This is a genomic window from Cellulomonas sp. PS-H5, assembly GCF_019265565.1.
In the GTDB taxonomy this organism is placed as follows: Bacteria; Actinomycetota; Actinomycetes; order Actinomycetales; family Cellulomonadaceae; genus Cellulomonas.
This window is the reverse complement of record NZ_JAHVCI010000007.1, coordinates 48,912-69,332: the sequence shown is the minus strand read 5'-3', so window position 1 is coordinate 69,332 and position 20,421 is coordinate 48,912. Positions and strand designations below refer to the sequence as shown.

The following is a 20,421-nucleotide window of genomic DNA, read 5'->3' as shown; positions in this document are numbered from 1 at the left end:
CGTCGGGCGTCGGGCCGGTGCCTCGGGACGTCCCCGGCCCCGGACTCGTGATCCGGGCCGTCGCTGGACCCGCGCCCCACGCTAGGGACATCCGCGCGGGTCGCAACCCGGGAGCACGCGCCGCCCCTACCCGACCGTGCTCGCGCGGACCCGCACCCGGAACGGGACGACGACCTGCGCCGGTGCGACGGCCGGGTCCTCCACCCGCCGCACCAGCAGCCGCACCGCCTCGCGGGCGAGCAGCCCGAGGTCCGGCGCGACGGACGTGAGGCCCGCGTACCGGGACTCCTCGACGTCGTCGAACCCCGCGACCGCGACGTCGCCCGGGACCGCCAGGCCCGCGGCGCGCAGGGCGTGCCACGCGCCGAGCGCGAGCAGGTCGTTGAAGCAGAGCACGGCGTCGGGTCGCACCCCGGCGGCGAGCAGCTCGCGCACCGCCCGGACGCCGTCGTCGCGTCGGTAGGCGCCCACGCGGGGCACCAGCGCCTCGTCGGGCGCGAGGCCGGCGGCGGCGAGCGCCTCGACGTGCCCGCGCCACCGCTCGCCGCCCGTGCTGCCCGGCTCCTGGCGCCCGAGCACCGCGATCCGCCGCCGCCCCGTGGCGAGCAGGTGCTCGGTGAGCTCCCGGGCGGCGCGGACGCTGTCCATCGCGACGTGGTCGGCCCCGACGTCGTAGCGGTGCTCGCCGAGCATGACGATCGGGGTGCGCCCGATCCGCCGCACGACCGCCTCGCGCGGCGTGACCAGCGGCGACAGGATCACCCCGTCGACCAGCCGCGAGGTGAGGTCCACCAGCGCGACGCGCTCCCCCTCGAGGTCGCCGCGCGTCTCCTCGATGACCAGGACGCGGCCGTGCTCCTTCGCCGCCCGGCCCGCCGCGGACGCGAGCGCCGCGAAGTACGGCGAGGTGAGCTCGGGCACCGCCAGCGCGAGGATCCCCGACCGGCCGTGCCGCAGGCTGCGCGCGGTCTGGTTGGGCCGGTACCCGAGCAGCTCGATCGCCGCGAGCACGCGCGCCCGGGTCACCTCGCTGACGTGCGGGTGGCCGTTCACGACGTTCGACACGGTCTTGAACGAGACCCCGGCGCGCGCGGCCACGTCCCGCAGCGTCACGGTCACGGGTGCCGACCCACCGAGACCGCGGGCCCGTCCAGCGCGGGCGCGCCGTCCGCGTCCCAGTCCAGCGGGGTCAGCCACATCTGACGTCCCGGGTACGCCGACCCGACGGCGTCCGGCGGCCAGGCGTGGTGCACGTACCAGGTCGCCCCGTCGTCGGCCGTCACGACGCACCCGTGCCCGGGTCCCGCCGCCTCGGGCGACGAGCGCATGAGCGGCTCGTCCCGCGGCTTGGTCCACGGCCCCGTGAGCGCGTCGGCCACCGCCCAGCCGACGCCGTAGTCCGCGGACCCGTAGTCGTTGGCCGAGTACAGCAGGTGGTAGCGACCGTCCCGGGCGACCACCGTCGGCCCCTCGACGAGGTGCCCCTCCCACGGCTGGTCGTGCGTGATCAGGTCCACCGGTCCGTCCCCGACGAGGGCGGCGCCGTCGGGGCTGAGCTGCTGGACCCGGATCCAGGACCGCACGCCGACGTGGTTGCCGTCGTTCTTCCAGAGCAGGTGCGGCGTGCCGTCGAGGTCGACGAACGGCGAGGCGTCGATGGACCCGCCCTCCGCGTGCTCGCAGACGAACGGGGCGTCGGCCTCGTCGACGAACGGGCCCGCCGGGTGGTCCGCGAACGCGACGCCCACGCACTGCTGCTGGGTCCCGCGCTCCATCGCGGTGTAGTACGCGACGTACCGCCCGCCGAGCTCGACCACCTCCGGCGCCCAGTGCCGCCCCGCGCCGGACCACGGGGCCAGCACCGGCATCCCGTCGCCGACGACCTCCCAGTGGACGAGGTCGTCGGAGCGCAGGACCGGCAGGGTGCCGATCCGCCCCTGGGTGCCGTACGCGTACCAGGCGCCCTCGGCGCGGAGCACGAAGGGGTCGGGCAGGTTGCCGTCGTAGACGGGGTTGGTGAAGGCCACGTCGGTCTCCTCGGTGGTCGCAGGGGTGGGCTCGGGGTCCGGTCCGGGCGCTCCGCCGCAGCCGGCCAGGGCGGCCGCGAGCGCGAGCGTCGTCGCCGCGACCTCCGCCCGCACCGCCCCGCCGACCCCCGGGCGTCGGCCCCGTCGCACGCCGCTCACCCCTTCAGCCCGCTGCGCGCGACGCCCTCGATGACGAACCGCTGCGTCAGCACGAACAGGACGATGACCGGGACCGACGCGACGACCGCGCCGGCCATGATCGACGGGTAGTCCGTCACGTAGGCGCCCTGGAGCAGCCGGAGCCCCGCGGGCAGCGTGAGCCGCTCCGGGCTGAACAGCACGTAGACCGGCCAGATGTAGTCGTTCCAGTTCCCGAGGAACGCGAGCACGGCGAGCGTCGCGAGCGCGGGGCGGGTGTTCGGCAGGACCACCCGGCGGAACACGACCCACTGGTTCGCGCCGTCGAGCGCCGCGGCCTCCTCCAGCTCGACCGGCAGGTTCACCATGAACTGCCGGAGGAAGAACACCCCGAACGCCCCCGCGGCGCCCGGGACGACGAGCGCCCACACCGAGTCCGTCCAGCCGAGCCGGTCGATCATCAGGTAGTTCGGCATGAGGAACACGAACGCCGGCAGGAACAGCGTCGACACGATGACGCCGAACACCAGGCCGCGCCCCCGGAACGGCATCCGCGCCAGCGCGAAGGCCGCCGTCGAGGCGACCACCAGGACGAGGGCGGTGTGCAGCACGCCGGCGAGCAGGGAGTTGAGGAACCAGCGCAGCACCGGGTAGGGCCCGTCGAGGCTGAGCAGCTGCTCGTAGGCGGACAGGTCCACCTCCTGCGGCCAGAGCGTCGGCGGGGACGCCGTCGCCTCGCCGTAGGACTTGACCGACGTGAGGCCCATCCAGAGCAGCGGACCCACGAACGTGGCGACCAGCACGAGCACCAGCGCCCAGACGGCGCCCGCGCCGAGCCCGCGGCGCGCGCGCCCCGTGCGCCCCGCGCTCACGACGCACCCCCGGCGCCGCGGCGGCCGGCGCGGGCACCCCGCCGGCGACCGCCGCGCCCGTCCCGGTCGCGCAGGGCCCAGAAGTTCGCGATCGACACGAGGCCGAGCCCGATCGACAGCAGGTACCCCATGGCGGCGGCCGAGCCCATCTTGTACTGGCCCAGGCCGGTGTCGAGGATGACCATGAGCGCGGTGCGGGTCGACGTGCCGGGTCCGCCGCTGGTCATGAGGTCGGCCTGCCCGAACATGTTCGCCGACGCCAGGAACGTCATCGTGAGCACGAACGCCAGCACCGGTCGCAGGCCCGGGAGGGTCACGTGCCGGAACCGCTGGCCCGCGGAGGCCCCGTCCACCTCGGCGGCGTCGTAGAGCTCGCGCGGGACGTCCTGCAGCCCGGCCAGGTAGATGATCGTGTTGAACCCGAGGGTCCACCAGACCGTGACCCCCACGAGCGACACCCAGGTCCACGGCTGCGCGGTCAGCCACGGGACCGGGTCGCCGGCGCCGAGCGCGTGCAGCAGCCGGTCCAGGCGGGTCAGGCCGAGCAGGTGGTTGAGCACCCCGAGGTTGGGGTCGAGCACGAACCGGAACAGCACGCCGACCACGGCGACCCCGAGCACGTACGGCAGGAACACCACGGCGCGCAGGAACGTCCGCCCCGGGAACCGCCGGTTGAGGGCCATCGCCAGCAGCAGCGGCAGCGTGAGCAGGAACGGCACCGACGCGACCACGAAGATCCCCGTCGCGGCCATGCCGTCCCAGAACCGCTGGAACACCACGCTGGTCGAGTCGAGCAGGTCCGCGTAGTTGCCGAGCCCCACGAACGGCTTGTCCGGCATGAGGTAGTCCCAGTCGTGCAGGGACATCCAGATCCCGCGGACCGCCGGGAGCGCGACGAACGTGCCGAAGACGAGCGCGAACGGCGCCAGGAACGCCCACGGCGTCCACCACGCGCCCCGGCGCAGCGGGCGCCGGGGCGGCGGGAGCGCCGCGCTCATGCGCCGTAGCGGTCGCGGTTGTCGGCCAGCACCTGGTCGGCGCGCGCCGCCGCGTCGGCCAGGGCCTCGCGCGGCTCCTTCACGAGGAGCACCGCCTCGTTCAGCGCGGTGTACAGCTCGCCGATCGCGTCGCCGATGCCGGGGATCGACGGCGGGAACCGCAGGTCGTCGGCCTGCTCGGCGATCGCCGCCTGCGGGGCGAGCGCCTGGAACTCCGCCGACTCCCGCGCCGAGCGCCGCGCCGGGACCTGCCCGCCGACGGCCCACGCCGCGGACTGCTGCGACACCCAGTTCACGAACGTGCGGGCGGCCTCGAGCTGGTCGTCCGTCGTGCCCCTCTGCTTGGTCAGCACGAAGTTGTGCGACCCGGCCCACGCGGCGTCGACGCTCCCGATCCGCGGCAGCCGCCGGACGTCCCACTCGAGGCCGCTGATCTCGTCGAGGGTGTTGATGGACCAGATGCCGTTCCAGTTGAACGCGGCCTGCCCGTTCTGCAGGGCGATGATGTCGGCGTCCTGCCCCACGTCGCGGGCGCTCCAGCCGCGGTGCACGGCGTCGACCATCCAGGACAGCGCCTCGACGCCCTCGTCCTGCGCCCAGGCGGCGGTGGCGCCGTCGGCGTCGAGCAGGTCGCCGCCGAACTGCCAGATGAGCGACTGCAGGGTCTGCCCGCCCGTGAAGGTGTGCGGGCTCATCCAGTGCCCCGCCACCCCGTGCGCCAGGAGCGCGTCGAGCGCGGCCTCGTACGACGCGCGGTCCATCGGCGGGTCCGCGGGGTCGAGGCCGGCGTCGGCCATGACCGCGGTGTTGCAGAAGAACCCGAGCGGGTGCACGTCGAGCGGGATGCCGTACCGCTCCCCCGCGTAGATCCCGGCGTCCCACACCGGCCGGATGAAGTCGTCCGCGGTGAGCGCGAGGTCCTCGGCGAGGTCGTCCAGCGGCAGCAGCAGCCCGCGGGCGGCGGACGTGGGCAGCGAGTCGAGGTGCTGGATCGCGATGTGCGGGCCCTGCCCGGAGGTCAGCGCGGCGGGCAGCTTGGCGTGGAAGTCGGCCCACTCCATCGTCGTCATCTTCACGGCGACGCCCTCGTGCTCGGCGTTGAACCGGTCGACGAGGTCCTGCATCACGGGCCCGTCGCCGCCCGTGAAGCCGTTCCAGAAGGTGAGGTCGACGACCCCGCCGCGCGCGGTGCCCGACGGCGACGGGCTGCCGCTCGAGCAGGCGGCGACGGTCGCGCCGAGGCCGACGGCGCCCAGGCCGGCGAGGAAGCCGCGGCGGGACAGGCCGGTGGGTCGGGGCTGGGCACCCGGACGCGGGCGCGCGGGGGCAGGGACGGGCTGGCTCACGGTGGCTCCTTCGCCATCGGGGCCAGGGGGCGGCGGCTGAGCGCCACCCGGCCGTTACAACGGATAACCGTGGCCCCTGTCTAGCGAAGCCGTTCCTCCGTTGTAAACCCCCACTTCGCCCTCCTGGGGACGACGACGCCCGCCCCACCGGGGAGGCAGGGCGGGCGTCGTGGGGCCGCGGGCGCGGCGGCGTCAGTCGCGGTCGAACTTCGCGCCGAGCGCCTCGAGCTTCGCGGTGAAGTTCTCGTAGCCCCGGTCGATCAGGCTGATCCCGCGCACGGCGGACGTGCCCTGGGCGGTCAGCGCCGCGATGAGGTGGCTGAACCCGCCGCGCAGGTCCGGGACCTCGATGTCGGCCGCGGTGAGCGGCGTCGGGCCGGAGATGACCGCCGAGTGCGAGAAGTTGCGCTGCCCGAACCGGCACGGCCGGCCGCCCAGGCACTCCTTGTAGACCTGGATGGTGGCGCCCATGCCGCGCAGGGCGTCCGTGAAGCCGAACCGGTTCTCGTACACGGTCTCGTGCACGATCGACAGCCCCTTGGCCTGCGTCAGCGCGACCACGAGCGGCTGCTGCCAGTCGGTCATGAACCCCGGGTGCACGTCGGTCTCGAGCACGATCGACCTCAGGTCGCCGCCCGGGTGGAAGAACCGGATGCCCTCGTCGTCGATCGCGAACTCGCCGCCCACCTTGCGGAACGTGTTGAGGAACGCGGTCATCTCGGGCTGGGTGGCACCGCGGACGTACACGTCGCCGCCGGTGGCCAGCGCGGCCGACGCCCAGGACGCCGCCTCGATCCGGTCCGCCAGGGCCGTGTGCTGGAAGCCCACCAGGCGGTCGACGCCCTCGATCCGGATGACCCGGTCGGTGTCCACGGAGATGATCGCGCCCATCTTCTGCAGGACGTTGATCAGGTCCATGATCTCGGGCTCGATGGCCGCGTTGGTCAGCTCCGTCATGCCCTCGGCGCGCACGGCGGTGAGCAGCAGCTGCTCGGTGGCGCCGACGCTCGGGTACGGCAGCGTGATCTTGGTGCCCTGGAGGCGGCGGGGCGCGCGGATGTGGATGCCGTTCTCGCGCTTGTCCACCACGGCGCCGAACTGGCGCAGGATGTCCAGGTGGTAGTTGATCGGCCGGTCGCCGATCCGGCAGCCGCCCAGGTCGGGGATGAACGCCTCGCCGAGGCGGTGCAGCAGCGGGCCGCAGAACAGGATCGGGATGCGGCTGGAGCCGGCGTGCGCGTCGATGTCGGCCACGTGCGCGGACTCGACGTCGGTCGGGTCGAGCCGCAGGACGCCGCCCTCGGCGTCGGCGGACACCCGCACGCCGTGCAGCTCCAGCAGGCCGGTGACGACGCCGACGTCGCGGATCTGCGGCACGTTGCGCAGCTCGCTCGGGGTCTCGCCCAGCAGGGCCGCCACCATCGCCTTGGAGACGAAGTTCTTGGCGCCCCGCACGGTGATCTCGCCCGAGAGGGGCGTGCCGCCGTGGACGTAGAGGAGATCGGTCATCCCCCCATGGTGGCGCACGCGCCGGGCGGGTCACGCACCCGCGCCGCGCGGGCCGCACAGCGCGCGCCAAACCTCCACATATGGGACGCCCGGGCCGCGCAGGACGCTGCGCGACCCGGGCGGGGTCCCGGGTGCCGGGAGGCCCGGCGGACGGCTCAGAGGCCGGGGCGCTTCCCCAGGCTGAGCTCGACCGGGCGCGCGGCCTTGATCTCGACGGGCGGCAGGTGCTTGGCGGGCAGGGTCTTCGGGCGCCAGGCGTCGCGGGTGGCCTCGAACGCCGTGATCTCGTCCTCGTGCTGCAGCGTGAGGCCGATGTCGTCCAGGCCCTCCATGAGGCGCCAGCGGGTGTAGTCGTCGATCTGGAACGGGACCACGACGTCGTCGCAGGTGACGGTCTTCGCCTCGAGGTCGACGGTCACCTCGGTGCCGGGCGCGGTCTCCAGGACCTTCCAGATGAGCTCGACGTCCTCCTGCGCCAGCTGGGCCGCGACGAGGCCCTGCTTGCCGGAGTTGCCGCGGAAGATGTCGGCGAACCGCGAGGCCAGGACGACCTTGAAGCCGTAGTCCTTGAGGGCCCACACGGCGTGCTCGCGGGACGAGCCGGTGCCGAAGTCCGGGCCGGCCACGAGGACCGAGCCGGTGCGGTAGGCGTCCTGGTTGAGGACGAACGACGGGTCGCCCCGCCAGGCCGCGAACAGCGCGTCCTCGAAGCCCGTGCGGGTCACGCGCTTGAGGTAGACGGCCGGGATGATCTGGTCGGTGTCGACGTTGCTGCGGCGCAGCGGGACGCCGACGCCGGTGTGCTGGGTGAACTTCTCCACGAGCGTGCTCGCTCTCTCGGTCAGAGGGTCTTCGGGGCGGCGGTGCGGCGGCTCAGGCCGGCTGGAGGTCCAGCGGCGAGCCGTCCGGGACCGCCACGTCCGGGCCCAGGTCGGAGACGGACGACAGCGTGCCGCGGATGGCCGTGGCGGCGGCGACCAGCGGGGACACCAGGTGCGTGCGGCCGCCCTTGCCCTGCCGCCCCTCGAAGTTGCGGTTCGACGTCGACGCCGACCGCTCCCCCGGCGCGAGCTGGTCCGGGTTCATCCCCAGGCACATCGAGCAGCCGGCGTTGCGCCACTCCGCCCCGAAGTCGAGGAAGATCTTGTCCAGGCCCTCGGCCTCGGCCTGCAGCCGCACGCGGGCGGACGACGGCACGACCAGGACGCGCAGGGTGTCGGCCTTCTTCTGGCCCTGCATGAGCTTGGCGGCCGCGCGCAGGTCCTCGATGCGGCCGTTGGTGCAGGAGCCGATGAACACCGTGTCGACCGCGATCTCGCGCAGCGGCTGGCCCGGGGTCAGGCCCATGTACTCGATGGCCCGCTCGGCGGCGACGCGCTCGTTGGCGTCGGCGATCTCCTCCGGCACCGGCACGGCGCCCGACAGCGGCAGGCCCTGGCCGGGGTTGGTGCCCCACGTGACGAACGGCTCGAGGTCCGCGGCCTCCAGGACCACCTCGGCGTCGAACGTCGCGTCGTCGTCGCTGCGCAGCGTCTCCCAGTACGCGACCGCGGCGTCCCAGTCGGCGCCCTCGGGGGCGTGCGGGCGGCCCTTCAGGTAGTCGAAGGTCGTCTGGTCCGGGGCGATCATGCCGGCGCGGGCGCCCGCCTCGATCGACATGTTGCAGATCGTCATGCGGCCCTCCATCGAGAGGGACCGGATGGCCTCGCCGCGGTACTCCAGGACGTAGCCCTGGCCGCCGCCGGTGCCGATCTTCGCGATGACGGCCAGGATGATGTCCTTCGCCGTCGCGCCGATCGGCAGGGCGCCGTTGACCGTGATCGCCATCGTCTTGAACGGGGCGAGCGGCAGGGTCTGCGTGGCGAGCACGTGCTCGACCTCGGACGTGCCGATGCCGAACGCCAGCGCGCCGAACGCGCCGTGCGTGGACGTGTGCGAGTCGCCGCAGACGACCGTCAGGCCCGGCATCGTCAGGCCGAGCTGCGGGCCGACCTGGTGCACGATCCCCTGGTCCGCGTCGCCGAGGGAGTGCAGCCGGACGCCGAACTCCTTCGCGTTGTTCCGCAGCGTGTCGATCTGCGTGCGCGACGTCGCGTCGGCGATCGGCAGGTCGATGTCGAGCGTCGGGGTGTTGTGGTCCTCGGTGGCGAGCGTGAGGTCCGGGCGGCGGACGGGACGGCCGGCGAGCCGGAGCCCCTCGAACGCCTGGGGGCTGGTGACCTCGTGCACGAGGTGCAGGTCGATGTAGAGCAGATCGGGCGCGCCGTCGGCGCCGCGCCGCACGATGTGGTTCTCCCACACCTTCTCCGCCAGTGTGCCGGCCATGTTCGGGCGTCCTCTCCTCCGTCGGTCGGTGGGGGCCGACCGGGGTCTTCGTGGTGCCGACTTGCGTCTCAGTGTGCGAGACGGCAATATCGACCTATGGACAACTCTAGCGGAGTCGGCGTGCTGGACAAGGCCGCCTCGGTCCTCAACGCCCTCGAGGCCGGACCCGCCACCCTCGCGCAGCTGGTCAACGCCACCCATCTTGCCCGCCCGACGGCCCACCGGCTGGCCGTCGCGCTCGAGCACCACCGCCTGGTGGGGCGCGACATGCAGGGCCGGTTCGTCCTGGGTCCGCGGCTGACCGAGCTGGCGAGCGCGGCCGGCGAGGACCGGCTGCTCGCCGCCGCCGGCCCCGTCCTCGCGGCGCTGCGCGACCACACGGGCGAGAGCGCCCAGCTCTACCGCCGCCAGGGCGACCAGCGCATCTGCGTGGCCGCCGCCGAGCGGCCCATCGGCCTGCGCGACTCGATCCCCGTGGGCGCGACGCTCACGATGGCGGCCGGGTCCGCGGCGCAGATCCTGCTCGCCTGGGAGGAGCCGGACCGGCTGCACCGCGGCCTGCAGGGCGCCAAGTTCACCGCGACGATCCTGTCCGGCGTCCGCCGCCGCGGCTGGGCGCAGTCCGTGTCCGAGCGCGAGGTCGGCGTGGCGTCGGTCTCCGCGCCGGTGCGCGGGCAGTCGGGGCGCGTCGTCGCGGCGGTGTCCATCTCGGGCCCCGTGGAGCGGCTGTCGCGCCAGCCGGGGCGCCTGCACGCCGCCGCGGTGGTGTCGGCGGCGAACCGCCTGACGGAGGTCCTGCGCCGCACGGCGGAGTAGCGCGGCGCGCCGGCGAGGCACCCGCACGTCCACGAGGCCGCCGCTCCCCCGGGGGGCGGCGGCCTCCCGCGCACCCGCGCGCCCGCGCCCGCCGCCGCGCCCGAGGTCGAGGGTTTGCCCCGCCGAACCCCCGGGAAGCCCTCGACCTCGCCGAAAAGGCTCGACCTCGCGGGCCGAGCCTCCCCCCGGACAGCAGAAAGGCCGGCCGCCTGCTGGCGACCGGCCTTTCCTGATGTACCCCCAAGGGGATTCGAACCCCTGTTACCGCCGTGAGAGGGCGGCGTCCTAGGCCACTAGACGATGGGGGCCTAGTTGATCTCACCACCGGAGCGGCTTGACCGGGTCTTACTGTACTGCAACCTGCTCGGCCTCTTCAAATCGGCCTTTCCGGGCCGTTCTGCGAAACCTTGCTGGGGTACCAGGACTCGAACCTAGACTAAGTGAACCAGAATCACTCGTGCTGCCAATTACACCATACCCCAATGGCACTTCCGGCCATTCCTCCGGTCCCGCAGCCAGCGCCGACCGGCGCACGGGGCGCCTGATGGAGCGGGTTGGAGGACCGGCGTTCTGGACGCCGTGCCGACCGAGAACATTACCGGAGGAACGGGCCTGCTCCAAACCGGCCGCTCGCGACGCGCGTCACAGGCGTCGCGAGCGGGTCCGGTCAGAGCCCGAGCACCCCCGGCAGCTCCGTCAGCGAGGTGATCACCACGTCCGTCGGCAGCGCCTCGGTGTCGTTCGCGTGCTTGGCCCCCAGGTGCGTCCGCGCGAGCCACACGCCGCGCAGCCCGGCGGCCACCGCGGCGCGCGCGTCGACGTCGAGCTCGTCGCCGACGTACGCCGTCCGCTCCGGGGAGGTCCCCAACCGGCGGCAGGCCTCGGCGAACACCCGCGGGTCGGGCTTGCCGAACCCGAGGGTGTCGACGCCGACCAGCAGCGGCACGTCGTCGGCCAGGCCCGCGCGGGTGAGCTTGCGCACCTGGTACTCGGTCGCGGCGTTGGTCAGCGCGCCGACCTTGATCCCGGCGTCGAGCAGCTGGCGCACCACGCCGGCTGCGTCGTCGTGCGCGGCCCACGAGCCGGTGAACCGGTCCTCGAACAGCGCGTTCCACCGGTCGTAGGCGGCGTCGTCGAGCACGGGACCGCCGAACGCCGCGTGCAGGTCGTTCGCCCGGCCCATCCGCTGCTCGCGGTAGGACACCTCGCCGCGGGTGTACCCGCGGTACCGGCCGTGGGCGTCCGCGCGCCAGTGGTCGAGCACCTCGGTGTCCCGCGCGGGGTCCAGGCCCGGCAGCCACTCCCGCGAGACGGCCGCCAGGGCCGCGGCGAACGCCCCGTGCGTGTCGACCAGCGTGTCGTCGACGTCGAACAGCACGCCGTCGACGGCGCGCTCCCCCGCCGGTCCCGCAGCCGCGGCCGTCACAGCGACGCGCGCAGCGCGGCGATCCGGGCGAGCGTCGAGGCCCGGCCCAGGATCTCCAGCGACTCGAACAGCGGCGGCGAAACCCGGCGGCCGGACACCGCCACGCGCAGCGGCGTGAACGCGAACCGCGGCTTGATGCCGAGCCCGTCGACCAGCGCGGCCTGCAGGGCGTCCTGCGTGGCCTCGGTGGTGAACCCGTCCTCGGGCAGGGCCGACAGCGCCTCGGCGGCGGCGTCGAGCACCTGGGCGGCGGTGTCCTTGAGCGCGCCGCGGGCGTCCTCCTCCACCACGAGCGCGTCGTCGGCCGTGAACAGGAAGCCGAGCATCCCGACGGCCTCGCCGAGCAGCGTGACGCGGGTCTGGATCAGCGGTGCCCCGGCGTCGAGCAGCGCGCGGTGCTCCGGCGACAGGTCGGCGTAGGAGTCGGCGGGCACCAGGCCGGCGCGGTGCAGGTACGGCACCAGGCGGTCCCGGAAGTCGTCGGCCGCGAGCAGCCGGACGTGCTCGGCGTTGATGGCCTCGGCCTTCTTGAGGTCGAACCGCGCGGGGTTCGGGTTCACGTCGGCGACGTCGAAGGCCTCGACCAGCTCGGCGACCGTGAAGATGTCCCGGTCCGGCCCGATCGACCAGCCGAGCAGCGACAGGTAGTTCAGCAGGCCCTCGGGCGTGAAGCCGCGCTCCCGGTGCAGGAACAGGTTCGACTCGGGGTCGCGCTTGGAGAGCTTCTTGTTGCCCTCGCCCATGACGTACGGCAGGTGGCCGAACTCGGGCAGGACGGTGGCGACGCCGATCTCGAGCAGCGCCCGGTAGAGGACGACCTGGCGCGGGGTGGACGACAGCAGGTCCTCGCCGCGGAGCACGTGCGTGATGCCCATGAGCGCGTCGTCGACCGGGTTCACCAGCGTGTAGAGCGGGTGGCCGTTGCCGCGGACGATCACGAAGTCCGGGACGGAGCCGGCCTTGAACGTGACCTCGCCGCGGACCAGGTCGGTGAACGTGACGTCCTCGTCGGGCATCCGCAGGCGCAGCACGGGCTCGCGGCCCTCCGCGCGGTACGCGGCCTTCTGCTCGTCCGTGAGGTCGCGGTCGTAGCCGTCGTAGCCGAGCTTGGGGTCGCGGCCGGCGGCGCGGTGCCGGGCCTCGACCTCCTCCGGCGTCGTGAACGACTCGTAGGCGTAGCCGCCCTCGACGAGCCGGCGGGCGACGTCGGCGTACAGGTCCATGCGCTGCGACTGCCGGTAGGGCTCGTGCGGGCCGCCGACCTCGACGCCCTCGTCCCAGTCGAGGCCGAGCCAGCGCAGCGCGTCGAGCAGCTGCTGGTACGACTCCTCGGAGTCGCGCGCCGGGTCGGTGTCCTCGATCCGGAACACGAACGTGCCGCCGACGTGCCGCGCGTACGCCCAGTTGAACAGGGCGGTGCGGATCAGGCCGACGTGCGGCGTACCGGTCGGGGACGGGCAGAAGCGGACGCGCACCGGCGTCGCGGGGGCAGCAGCACTCACGCGCTCCACCCTAGCGAGCGCGGCGGGCCTCCCCCGCCGCGCTCCGGGCCCACGGCGTCAGGACCGGCGCAGCACCGGGTTGCGCAGGGTGCCGATCTCCTCGACCTCGACCTCGACGACGTCCCGCTCGGCCAGCAGGCCGACCCCCGCCGGGGTGCCGGTGAGGATGATGTCGCCCGGGAGCAGCGTGAACACCTCGGAGATGTACGAGATCAGGTACGCGACGTCGAACACCATCTGCGACGTCCGGCCGTCCTGCTTGGCCTCGCCGTTGACCCGGGACCGCACGGCCAGGTCCTCGACGTCGAGCCCCGGCACGACCCACGGGCCGATCGGGCAGGACGAGTCGAAGCCCTTGGCCCGGGTCCACTGCGAGTCGGACCGCTGGGCGTCCCGGGCGGTGACGTCGTTGGCGACGGTGTAGCCGAACACCTTGCTCAGGGCGTGCTCGGGCGCGACGTCCTTGGTGACCTTGCCGATGACGACGGCGAGCTCGGCCTCGTACGAGACCTCCTCGGTCCAGTCCGGCAGCACGATCGGGTCGTCCGGGCCGACGACGGCGGTGTTGGGCTTGAGGAACAGCAGCGGCGACGCCGGCACCTCGTTGCCCATCTCGGCGGCGTGGTCGACGTAGTTCCGGCCGACGCCGATGATCTTGGACCGCGGGATCACCGGGGCGAGCAGCCGGACGCCGTCGCCGAGCGGGATCCGCTCGCCGGTGGGCTGCACCGGGGTGTAGATCGGGTCGCCGCTGATGACGACGAGCTGCTCCTGACCCGGCTCCCCCTCCACGAGGGCGTAGCGGGGGTCGTCTCCGGTGGTGAACCTGGCGATGCGCACGGCCCCAGCCTAGGTCAGACGCGCGCCAGCACCTCGCCGTGCAGCACCGCGAACCAGCCGTCCGGGTGGGTGCCCCACTCGCGCCAGCCGGCGGCGAGCTGCTCCAGCCCGACCTCGTCGGCGAGCCCGTGCTCGACGGCCTGCCGGGCGAAGTCCGACACGACGCAGCGCTCGGCCCACAGGTCGGCCCACCAGGCCCGGTCCTCGTCCGAGGCGTAGCTCCACACCCCCGCCGTGGCGACGAGGCCGTCCGGGTCGAACCCGGCCGCGAGCGCCCAGGAGTGCAGCCGGCGGCCGGCGTCGGCCTCGGCGCCGTTGGCCTGGGTGACCTCGTGGTAGAGCGCGGACCACTCGTCGAGCACCGGCGACGCGGGGAACCAGGTCATGCCCGCGTAGTCCGCGTCCCGCACGGCGACGACGCCGCCGGGCCGGGTCACGCGGCGCAGCTCCCGCAGGGCGGCGACCGGGTCGGTGAGGTGCTGCAGCACCTGGTGCGCGTGCACCACGTCGAACGACGCGTCCGGGAACGGCAGCGCGTAGGCGTCGCCGACCTGGAAGGTCACGTTGTCCGCGCCGGCCTTCGCGGCCTCCTCGCGGGCGAGGTCGAGCACCTTCTCCGAGCGGTCGAGGCCCACGACGGCGCCGGGCGCGACCCGCGACGCGAGGTCGACGGTCACGGTGCCGGGGCCGCAGCCCACGTCGAGCAGGGACTGGCCGGGCTGCAGTGCCGGCAGCAGGTAGGCCGCCGAGTTCTCCGCGGTGCGCCACCGGTGGGAGCGCAGCACGCTGTCGTGGTGGCCGTGGGTGTAGACGTCGGCCTGGTGCGTGTCGGTCACGGTCCGACGGTAGCCCGGTCAGGGACGGGCATTCCAGTACGCGGTACGTCGCGTCCCGACCCGCGAGACGATGCGGCCGACGTCACGCCGGCGGGGGCACCCGCGCCCGGACGGCCGCCCGGCTAGCGTGGCGCCATGCAGCGGATCACCGGGGTGGACGTCGCCCGCGGCCTGGCGGTGCTGGGCATGCTCACCGCGCACGTCGGCCCCGGCGGGCCGGACGACCCGTGGCCCTGGTCGCTCGCGCAGGTCGTCGACGGCCGGTCGGCCGCGCTGTTCGTCCTGCTGTCCGGGATCTCGGTCGCGCTCATCTCCGGCGGCTCCGCGCCCGTCACCGGCGTCCGCCGGGTGCAGGCCCGCGCCAAGATCCTGGTCCGCGCGTTCGCCGTGCTCGGGATCGGGGTGGCGGTGATCCTGCTCGGCACGCCGATCGCGGTGATCCTGCCGACGTACGCCGTGCTCTTCGCGTGCGCGACGCCGCTGCTGGGCGTGCCGCCGCGGCGTCTGCTCGGCGGGGCGGTGGCCGTCGCCGCGTTCGGGCCGCTGCTGCACCTCGCGCTCCAGCCGGTGCTCCTGCGGCTCCCGGGCCGGGAGTTCACGGACCTGCTGGTCGGCGACTACTACCCGGCGGTCGTGTGGTTCGCGTACGTGCTGGTGGGCCTCGCCGTCGGGCGGATGGACCTGCGGGACCGCGGTGTCCGGCTCCGGCTGCTGGGCGCCGGGGTGGCGCTGGCCGTCCTGGCGCACGCGGCGTCGGCGCTGCTGACCCGGGTGGTCGCGGAGGACGAGACGCTGGTCGCGCTCGTCACCACCGAGCCGCACTCGTCGTCGGGCCTGGAGGTCGCCGCCAACACCGGCGTCGGCCTCGCGGTGCTGGCCCTGTGCCTGATCGTGGCCGACGCGGTCCCCGCGCTCGTGGCGCCGCTGGCCGCGACCGGTGCGCTCGCGCTCACCGCCTACACCGGCCAGCTCGTCGTGATCGCCCTGCTCGGGGAGTCGGTGGTGTGGGAGCCGGACGCCGGCACCTGGGGCGCGTTCCTGGTCGTGACGGTGCTGGTGTGCTGGCTGTGGCGGGCGGCGCTGGGCCGGGGCCCGCTGGAGCGGCTGCTGCACACGCTGGCGGCCCGGGCGGCCGACGTGTCGCCGGACGTGCTGCCCCCGCGCGACGCGGTGCCGGCCGCGCGCGACTGAGGCCGCTCAGGGCCAGTCGAGGTGCCGGTCCCACCGGTCCTCGGCCCGGGTGTACCGGACCCGCACGTGCGCCCGGTCCGAGTCGCCCTGCCAGAGCTCGACCTCGTCGGGCTCGACCGCCCACAGCTGCCAGGTCGGCAGCACCAGACCGGGCTCCCGGTCGACGCGCGCGCGGGCCTGCTGCACGGCGGCGTGCAGCTCCTCGGCGGACAGCAGCCGCTCCCCCGGCCGGGACGCGAGCGCCGCGGCACGGCTGCTCGGCGAGCGGCGCAGGAAGTCGGCCGCGCAGGTCGCGGCGTCCAGCGCCCGGGCCCGTCCGACGACCCGCACCTGCCGGCCCAGCGGCTGCCAGTAGAACGTCAGCGCCGCCCGCGGCTCGGCCGCGAGGTCCTGGGCCTTGCCGGCCCGCGCGTCGCTCGCGAACACCCACGCCCCGTCCGCGACGTCGGTGAGCAGCACGACGCGCGCGTGCGGCGCCCCGTCGGGCCCGACCGTCGACAGGCACAGCGCGTGCGGCTCGGGCACGCCGGCGGCGACGGCGGCGGCGAACCAGTCCTGGAACGCGTCGACCGGGTCCGCCGGCAGCGCGTACGGGTCGACCTCGGGCAGGTCGCCGGTGAGCGCGGGCAGCGACCGCAGCAGGTCGCGGGTGCTCGGGCGGGGCAGCATGCCGTTCAGTATCCGGCCGGGGCTCGCGCCGCGTCCGGGACACCGGCCGGGACCTTCGCGGGTCCCGGCCGGCACCGGCGCCTCAGCCCAGCTGCAGCAGCGGGTCGCCCGCCGCGACGCGGGTGCCCGGCTCCGCGAGCCGGGTGAGCGAGTCCGGCTGCGCCTCGAGCCCGACGACGGGGCAGATCGCCGACCGCCCGCCGGCCTCGACCGCCGCCGGGTCCCACTCGACCAGGAGCTGGCCCTGCTCGACGGCGTCGCCCTCGGCGACGTGCAGCGTGAAGCCCTCGCCGCCGAGCTGCACGGTGTTGATGCCGAGGTGCACGAGCACGCCGCGGCCGCCCTCGGCGAGCAGCACGAACGCGTGCGGGTGCAGCTTGGCGACGGTGCCGGCCACCGGGGCGACGACCGAGCGGCCGGCGCCGGACTCCGCGTCCGGCTGCACGGCCAGGCCCGGGCCGACGATCTCCTGGGCGAACACCGGGTCGTTCACGTCCGCGAGCGCGTGCACCACCCCGGCGACCGGCGCGAGGACGGTCAGCGCCATCAGCGCAGGTCCTCGATGTCCGAGGCGAGCGTGTCCGCCTCGGGCCCGACGATGACCTGCACGACGGTGCCGGACTGCATCACGGCGATCGCCCCGGCCGCCTTGAGGACGGACTCCGTCACCTTCGACGGGTCCTCGACCTCGACGCGCAGCCGGGTGATGCAGGGCTCGAGGTCGACGATGTTCGCGTCGCCGCCGAGTCCGGCCAGGATCTGCTCTGCCTTGCTCATGGTTCTTCTCCTTCGTGCTTCCCGCCGGTGCGGTGCGGCGGGCCGGTGCTGGCGTGCGGCGGCCCACTCGGGCCGCGGCTGTCACATGAGGTCCTCCAGGTCGGAGGCGAGGGTGTCGACGCTCGGGCCGATCACGACCTGCACCACCCGGCCGGACACCATCACGCCGAACGCGCCGGCGGCGCGCAGGGCGGCGGCGTCCACCCGGGACGGCTCCTTCACGAGCGACCGCAGCCGCGTCGTGCACGGCTCGATCTCGTCGATGTTCCCCACCCCGCCCAGGCCGGCGAGGATCGCCTCGGCCTGGCCGGTGCCCCGCGCGCTCATCCGGTCCTCCCGTCGTCCAGGGCCGCGCCCACGGCCTCCCGCTGGTCGAGCCGCTCGTCCTCGTCCCGCTCGCGCAGCCGCGGCACCAGGGCCGGCGCCGGTGCGCTGAGCGGCACCCACACGCTGTACCGGTCCCCGCGGTAGCAGGCGTTCGAGTACATCGCGGGCGTGTCGGCGCTGAACGTCCGCCGGGTCGCGCGCAGTACCGCCCGCGTCCCGCGCAGGTCGAGCAGCGCGGCCTCCTCGTCGGTCGCCTCCGCGGCGGTCAGCGTCTCCTCGCCCCAGGACGGGTCGAGGCCGACGGCGCGCAGCGCGTCGTGCATGCTCGGCGGCGGGCCGTCGGCGAGCAGCCCGGGCACCAGTCCGACCGACACCCAGTGCTGCTCGATGCTCATCGGGGACCCGTCGGCGTACCGGACGCGGCGCAGGTGGTGCAGCGGGGCGCCCGGCTCGGTGCCGAGCGCGTCGGCGGCCTCCGCGGAGGCGGGCACGGTGCCCATGCCGAGCACCCGGGTCTCGGGCCGCATCCCGCGGCGGCGCATCTCCTCGCCGAAGGTGGTCAGCCGCATCTCGAAGTCCATGCGCTGCGGCGCGACGAACGTGCCGCGCCCCTGCTCGCGCACGAGGACGCCCTCGCCGACGAGCGCGTCGACGGCCTGGCGCACGGTCATCCGGGAGACGCCGAACCGCTCGCACAGCGCCCGCTCGGACGGGATCGCGTCGCCGACGTGCAGCTCGCGCTCGACCAGGCCGACCAGGTAGGCGCGGACCGCCTGGTACTTGTGGGCGCCGGGGGCGGCGGACTGCTTCGCGTGCACGCGCTCACCCTCCCACCTCGGTCGCCGTCGTCCGCACCACCGGGTGCCCGTCCGGGCGCTCCGCGGGCGGTCATGTGGTCCTTGACACATACTCCGGTCTAGACCACTCTGACCGCAACTGGTCCAGACAACTTGCCGGCTCGACGGCGACCACGCACGTCCCGCACCGAAGCGCACCGCGTGCCCACACCTCCCCCCGACCCGCGCGCACCCGCCCCTGCGGGGCCCGCGACCCGAACCCACGAGGAGTGACCATGACCGCCACCACGGTCGATACCCCCAAGCGGGGCATCCCCGGACTCGCGCAGCTGCAGCGCGTGGGTCGATCCCTCATGCTCCCGATCGCCTCCCTGCCCGCCGCCGCGCTCCTCCTGCGGCTCGGCCAGGCGGACATGCTCGGCGCCGACGGCCTCGGGGCCCGCGCCGACTGGCTGCTGCCGGTGGCCGACGTGCTGGCCGCCGCGGGCAACGCGCTGCTCGGCAACCTGCCGCTGCTGTTCGCGCTCGGCGTCGCCATCGGGTACGCCCGGAAGGCCGACGGGTCGACGGGCCTCGCGGCGCTCGTGGGCTACCTCGTGTTCAAGGGCGTCACGGACGCCCTGTCGCCCTACATCCTCGGCGAGGCGGCCGAGGGCGAGACGCAGGAGCTCATCAACTACGGCGTGCTCGGCGGCATCGTCATCGGCCTGACCGCAGCGCTGCTCTACCAGCGGTTCTACCGGATCAAGCTGCCCCCGTACCTGGCGTTCTTCGGTGGCCGCCGGTTCGTCCCGATCGTGACGGCGGGCGCCGCCGTGCTCATCGCGGTCGTCGCGTCCCTCATCTACCCGGCGTTCGACGCGGGCTTCACCGCGGTCGGCGAGTGGGTCACCGGCTCGACCATCATCGGCGGCTTCGTCTTCGGCACCCTGAACCGCCTGCTGCTGCCGTTCGGCCTGCACCACCTGCTGAACTCGCTGCCGTGGTTCCAGTTCGGCTCCTACGAGGCCGACGGCCAGGTGTGGAACGGCGACATCGCCCGGTTCCTGCACGGGGACCCGACCGCCGGCACCTTCATGACCGGCTTCTTCCCGATCATGATGTTCGCGCTGCCCGCCGCCGCCCTGGCGATCGTGCACACCGCGAAGAAGAAGAACCGCAAGGTCATCGCCGGCATCATGGGCTCGGCCGCGCTGGTCGCGTTCGTCACCGGCGTCACCGAGCCGCTCGAGTTCGCGTTCGTCTACGTGGCCTACCCGCTGTACGCGATCCACGCCGTCCTCACCGGCACCTCGCTCGCGCTGGTGAACGCCCTCGACATCCGCAGCGGGTTCGGGTTCTCCGCGGGCGCGATCGACTACCTGCTGAACTTCCGGATCGCCGAGCAGCCGCTGCTGCTCATCGTGATCGGCCTGGTCTACGCGGTCATCTACTACTTCCTGTTCCGGTTCATGATCCTGAAGTTCAACTTCAAGACCCCGGGCCGGGAGGACGACCCCGTGGCCGAGGGCGCGGGCGACGAGGCGGCGCGTGCCGCGGACCCCACCCCGGCCGAGGTGCCGGCGACGGCGTCGGTCCCGGCCGCCAGGGTCGAGTCCCGCGCGGACGACCCGGGCCGGCGTCCGGGCGAGAGCACCTCGGGCGAGTCCCCGGCCTGACGCCGGAGTCCGCCCGGCTGGAAACGAGTGGAGCGTCCTGCCCGACACGCGTGGCGTGTCTCGGCAGAACGCTCCACTCGTGCGTTCCGTGGGATCAGGCGATCTCGACCTGGCTCAGGAACTTCTCCAGCGCGTCCAGGCTGGCCTCGGCTTCCGGGCCGTCGACCTCGGTCGCGAGCACGACGGTCTCGCCCGCGGCGGCGCCCAGGGTCATCACCCCGAGGATGCTCGCGGCCTGGACCGGGGCGGCGTCCCCCTTGCGGACCGTGACGGGCACCGGCTGCTTGCCGGCCTCCGCGACGAACAGGGCGGCGGGGCGGGCGTGCAGACCCTCCGCGATGGCGACGACGACGGACCGTTCCATGCC

At 74.2% G+C, this 20,421-nt stretch carries 21 protein-coding genes and 2 tRNA genes; 3 read left to right on the top strand and 20 right to left on the bottom strand.

Annotated elements, in window-relative coordinates:
• Nucleotides 1–126 precede the first annotated feature (126 nt).
• From J5O08_RS04970 to leuC, 8 genes are all read right to left on the bottom strand, one after another.
• On the bottom strand, nt 127–1,119 hold the full coding sequence (locus J5O08_RS04970) for a LacI family DNA-binding transcriptional regulator (protein ID WP_218705735.1): 993 nt from the start codon (nt 1,117–1,119) through the stop codon (nt 127–129).
• Nucleotides 1,116–2,177 (bottom strand): glycoside hydrolase family 43 protein, encoded by a 1,062-nt coding sequence (locus tag J5O08_RS04965; protein ID WP_308281365.1) that lies wholly within the window; start codon nt 2,175–2,177, stop codon nt 1,116–1,118. Before J5O08_RS04965 ends, J5O08_RS04970 begins: the two co-directional genes overlap by 4 nt.
• 5 nt (nt 2,178–2,182) lie before the next feature.
• A complete protein-coding gene (locus J5O08_RS04960; RefSeq protein ID WP_308160773.1) occupies nt 2,183–3,037 on the bottom strand; it encodes a carbohydrate ABC transporter permease in 855 nt (284 codons plus the stop codon).
• Nucleotides 3,034–4,035, bottom strand: a complete 1,002-nt coding sequence (locus J5O08_RS04955; protein ID WP_218705734.1) for a carbohydrate ABC transporter permease — start codon at nt 4,033–4,035, stop codon at nt 3,034–3,036. Before J5O08_RS04955 ends, J5O08_RS04960 begins: the two co-directional genes overlap by 4 nt.
• On the bottom strand, nt 4,032–5,381 hold the full coding sequence (locus J5O08_RS04950) for an ABC transporter substrate-binding protein (RefSeq protein ID WP_218705733.1): 1,350 nt from the start codon (nt 5,379–5,381) through the stop codon (nt 4,032–4,034). The genes J5O08_RS04955 and J5O08_RS04950 overlap by 4 nt, the downstream gene beginning before the upstream one ends.
• Before the next feature lie 192 nt (nt 5,382–5,573).
• Nucleotides 5,574–6,890, bottom strand: a complete 1,317-nt coding sequence (gene murA / locus J5O08_RS04945; RefSeq protein ID WP_147796039.1) for a UDP-N-acetylglucosamine 1-carboxyvinyltransferase — start codon at nt 6,888–6,890, stop codon at nt 5,574–5,576.
• Between the two features lie 155 nt (nt 6,891–7,045).
• On the bottom strand, nt 7,046–7,711 hold the full coding sequence (gene leuD / locus J5O08_RS04940; RefSeq protein WP_218705732.1) for a 3-isopropylmalate dehydratase small subunit: 666 nt from the start codon (nt 7,709–7,711) through the stop codon (nt 7,046–7,048).
• Nucleotides 7,712–7,763: 52 nt separating this feature from the next.
• Nucleotides 7,764–9,215 carry a 3-isopropylmalate dehydratase large subunit gene (leuC, locus tag J5O08_RS04935; RefSeq protein WP_217613811.1) on the bottom strand — a complete coding sequence of 484 codons (1,452 nt, stop codon included), beginning with the start codon at nt 9,213–9,215 and terminating at the stop codon, nt 7,764–7,766.
• A 96-nt stretch (nt 9,216–9,311) separates the two neighbouring features.
• On the opposite strand from leuC, the gene J5O08_RS04930 reads away from it, so the two are divergent.
• Nucleotides 9,312–10,031: an IclR family transcriptional regulator gene (locus J5O08_RS04930; protein ID WP_154728344.1), complete on the top strand. Its 720-nt coding sequence runs from the start codon at nt 9,312–9,314 to the stop codon at nt 10,029–10,031.
• 235 nt (nt 10,032–10,266) lie between these two features.
• Here the strand turns inward: J5O08_RS04930 and J5O08_RS04925 are convergent.
• The 6 genes from J5O08_RS04925 to J5O08_RS04900 all read right to left on the bottom strand — a co-directional run bounded on the left by J5O08_RS04925 (nt 10,267) and on the right by J5O08_RS04900 (nt 14,635).
• Nucleotides 10,267–10,339, bottom strand: a tRNA-Glu gene (locus tag J5O08_RS04925).
• A 102-nt stretch (nt 10,340–10,441) separates the two neighbouring features.
• A tRNA-Gln gene (locus J5O08_RS04920) sits at nt 10,442–10,513 on the bottom strand.
• Nucleotides 10,514–10,698: 185 nt separating this feature from the next.
• Nucleotides 10,699–11,457 carry an HAD family hydrolase gene (locus J5O08_RS04915; protein WP_218705731.1) on the bottom strand — a complete coding sequence of 253 codons (759 nt, stop codon included), beginning with the start codon at nt 11,455–11,457 and terminating at the stop codon, nt 10,699–10,701.
• Nucleotides 11,454–12,959, bottom strand: coding sequence for a glutamate--tRNA ligase (gene gltX / locus J5O08_RS04910; protein WP_218705730.1), 1,506 nt, complete (start codon nt 12,957–12,959; stop codon nt 11,454–11,456). Before gltX ends, J5O08_RS04915 begins: the two co-directional genes overlap by 4 nt.
• 57 nt (nt 12,960–13,016) lie before the next feature.
• Nucleotides 13,017–13,799: a fumarylacetoacetate hydrolase family protein gene (locus J5O08_RS04905; RefSeq protein WP_217613814.1), complete on the bottom strand. Its 783-nt coding sequence runs from the start codon at nt 13,797–13,799 to the stop codon at nt 13,017–13,019.
• Between the two features lie 14 nt (nt 13,800–13,813).
• Nucleotides 13,814–14,635, bottom strand: coding sequence for a methyltransferase domain-containing protein (locus J5O08_RS04900; RefSeq protein ID WP_217613815.1), 822 nt, complete (start codon nt 14,633–14,635; stop codon nt 13,814–13,816).
• Between the two features lie 135 nt (nt 14,636–14,770).
• Here J5O08_RS04900 and J5O08_RS04895 point away from each other — a divergent pair, with 135 nt between their 5' ends.
• Nucleotides 14,771–15,826: a heparan-alpha-glucosaminide N-acetyltransferase domain-containing protein gene (locus J5O08_RS04895; protein ID WP_218705729.1), complete on the top strand. Its 1,056-nt coding sequence runs from the start codon at nt 14,771–14,773 to the stop codon at nt 15,824–15,826.
• 6 nt (nt 15,827–15,832) lie between these two features.
• Here the strand turns inward: J5O08_RS04895 and J5O08_RS04890 are convergent, their stop codons facing one another.
• The 5 genes from J5O08_RS04890 to J5O08_RS04870 all read right to left on the bottom strand — a co-directional run bounded on the left by J5O08_RS04890 (nt 15,833) and on the right by J5O08_RS04870 (nt 18,417).
• A complete protein-coding gene (locus J5O08_RS04890; protein ID WP_218705728.1) occupies nt 15,833–16,495 on the bottom strand; it encodes a pyridoxal 5'-phosphate synthase in 663 nt (220 codons plus the stop codon).
• Nucleotides 16,496–16,577: 82 nt separating this feature from the next.
• A complete protein-coding gene (locus J5O08_RS04885) occupies nt 16,578–17,042 on the bottom strand; it encodes a PTS glucose transporter subunit IIA (RefSeq protein WP_218705727.1) in 465 nt (154 codons plus the stop codon).
• Entirely contained in the window at nt 17,042–17,272 is a 231-nt protein-coding gene (locus J5O08_RS04880) for a PTS transporter subunit EIIB (RefSeq protein ID WP_147796028.1), read from the bottom strand. The genes J5O08_RS04885 and J5O08_RS04880 overlap by 1 nt, the downstream gene beginning before the upstream one ends.
• Before the next feature lie 81 nt (nt 17,273–17,353).
• On the bottom strand, nt 17,354–17,599 hold the full coding sequence (locus J5O08_RS04875; protein ID WP_147796027.1) for a glucose PTS transporter subunit EIIB: 246 nt from the start codon (nt 17,597–17,599) through the stop codon (nt 17,354–17,356).
• On the bottom strand, nt 17,596–18,417 hold the full coding sequence (locus tag J5O08_RS04870) for a GntR family transcriptional regulator (RefSeq protein ID WP_308281364.1): 822 nt from the start codon (nt 18,415–18,417) through the stop codon (nt 17,596–17,598). Before J5O08_RS04870 ends, J5O08_RS04875 begins: the two co-directional genes overlap by 4 nt.
• Nucleotides 18,418–18,671: 254 nt before the next feature.
• Here J5O08_RS04870 and J5O08_RS04865 point away from each other — a divergent pair, with 254 nt between their 5' ends.
• The gene (locus J5O08_RS04865; protein WP_218705724.1) at nt 18,672–20,054 is read left to right on the top strand and encodes a PTS transporter subunit EIIC; all 1,383 of its coding nucleotides are present in this window, start codon (nt 18,672–18,674) and stop codon (nt 20,052–20,054) included.
• A 94-nt stretch (nt 20,055–20,148) separates the two neighbouring features.
• Here the strand turns inward: J5O08_RS04865 and J5O08_RS04860 are convergent, their stop codons facing one another.
• Entirely contained in the window at nt 20,149–20,418 is a 270-nt protein-coding gene (locus J5O08_RS04860; RefSeq protein WP_218705722.1) for an HPr family phosphocarrier protein, read from the bottom strand.
• Nucleotides 20,419–20,421 lie beyond the last annotated feature (3 nt).

What these genes read in the sequence shown, in the direction of transcription:
- J5O08_RS04955 (WP_218705734.1), bottom strand. Translation starts at nt 4,035, where the DNA reads ATGAGCGCGGCGCTCCCGCCGCCCCGGCGCCCGCTGCGCCGGGGCGCG.
- murA (WP_147796039.1), bottom strand. Translation starts at nt 6,890, where the DNA reads ATGACCGATCTCCTCTACGTCCACGGCGGCACGCCCCTCTCGGGCGAG.
- leuC (WP_217613811.1), bottom strand. Translation starts at nt 9,215, where the DNA reads ATGGCCGGCACACTGGCGGAGAAGGTGTGGGAGAACCACATCGTGCGG.
- J5O08_RS04930 (WP_154728344.1), top strand. Translation starts at nt 9,312, where the DNA reads ATGGACAACTCTAGCGGAGTCGGCGTGCTGGACAAGGCCGCCTCGGTC.
- J5O08_RS04895 (WP_218705729.1), top strand. Translation starts at nt 14,771, where the DNA reads ATGCAGCGGATCACCGGGGTGGACGTCGCCCGCGGCCTGGCGGTGCTG.
- J5O08_RS04890 (WP_218705728.1), bottom strand. Translation starts at nt 16,495, where the DNA reads ATGCTGCCCCGCCCGAGCACCCGCGACCTGCTGCGGTCGCTGCCCGCG.
- J5O08_RS04885 (WP_218705727.1), bottom strand. Translation starts at nt 17,042, where the DNA reads ATGGCGCTGACCGTCCTCGCGCCGGTCGCCGGGGTGGTGCACGCGCTC.
- J5O08_RS04880 (WP_147796028.1), bottom strand. Translation starts at nt 17,272, where the DNA reads ATGAGCAAGGCAGAGCAGATCCTGGCCGGACTCGGCGGCGACGCGAAC.
- J5O08_RS04875 (WP_147796027.1), bottom strand. Translation starts at nt 17,599, where the DNA reads ATGAGCGCGCGGGGCACCGGCCAGGCCGAGGCGATCCTCGCCGGCCTG.
- J5O08_RS04865 (WP_218705724.1), top strand. Translation starts at nt 18,672, where the DNA reads ATGACCGCCACCACGGTCGATACCCCCAAGCGGGGCATCCCCGGACTC.
- J5O08_RS04860 (WP_218705722.1), bottom strand. Translation starts at nt 20,418, where the DNA reads ATGGAACGGTCCGTCGTCGTCGCCATCGCGGAGGGTCTGCACGCCCGC.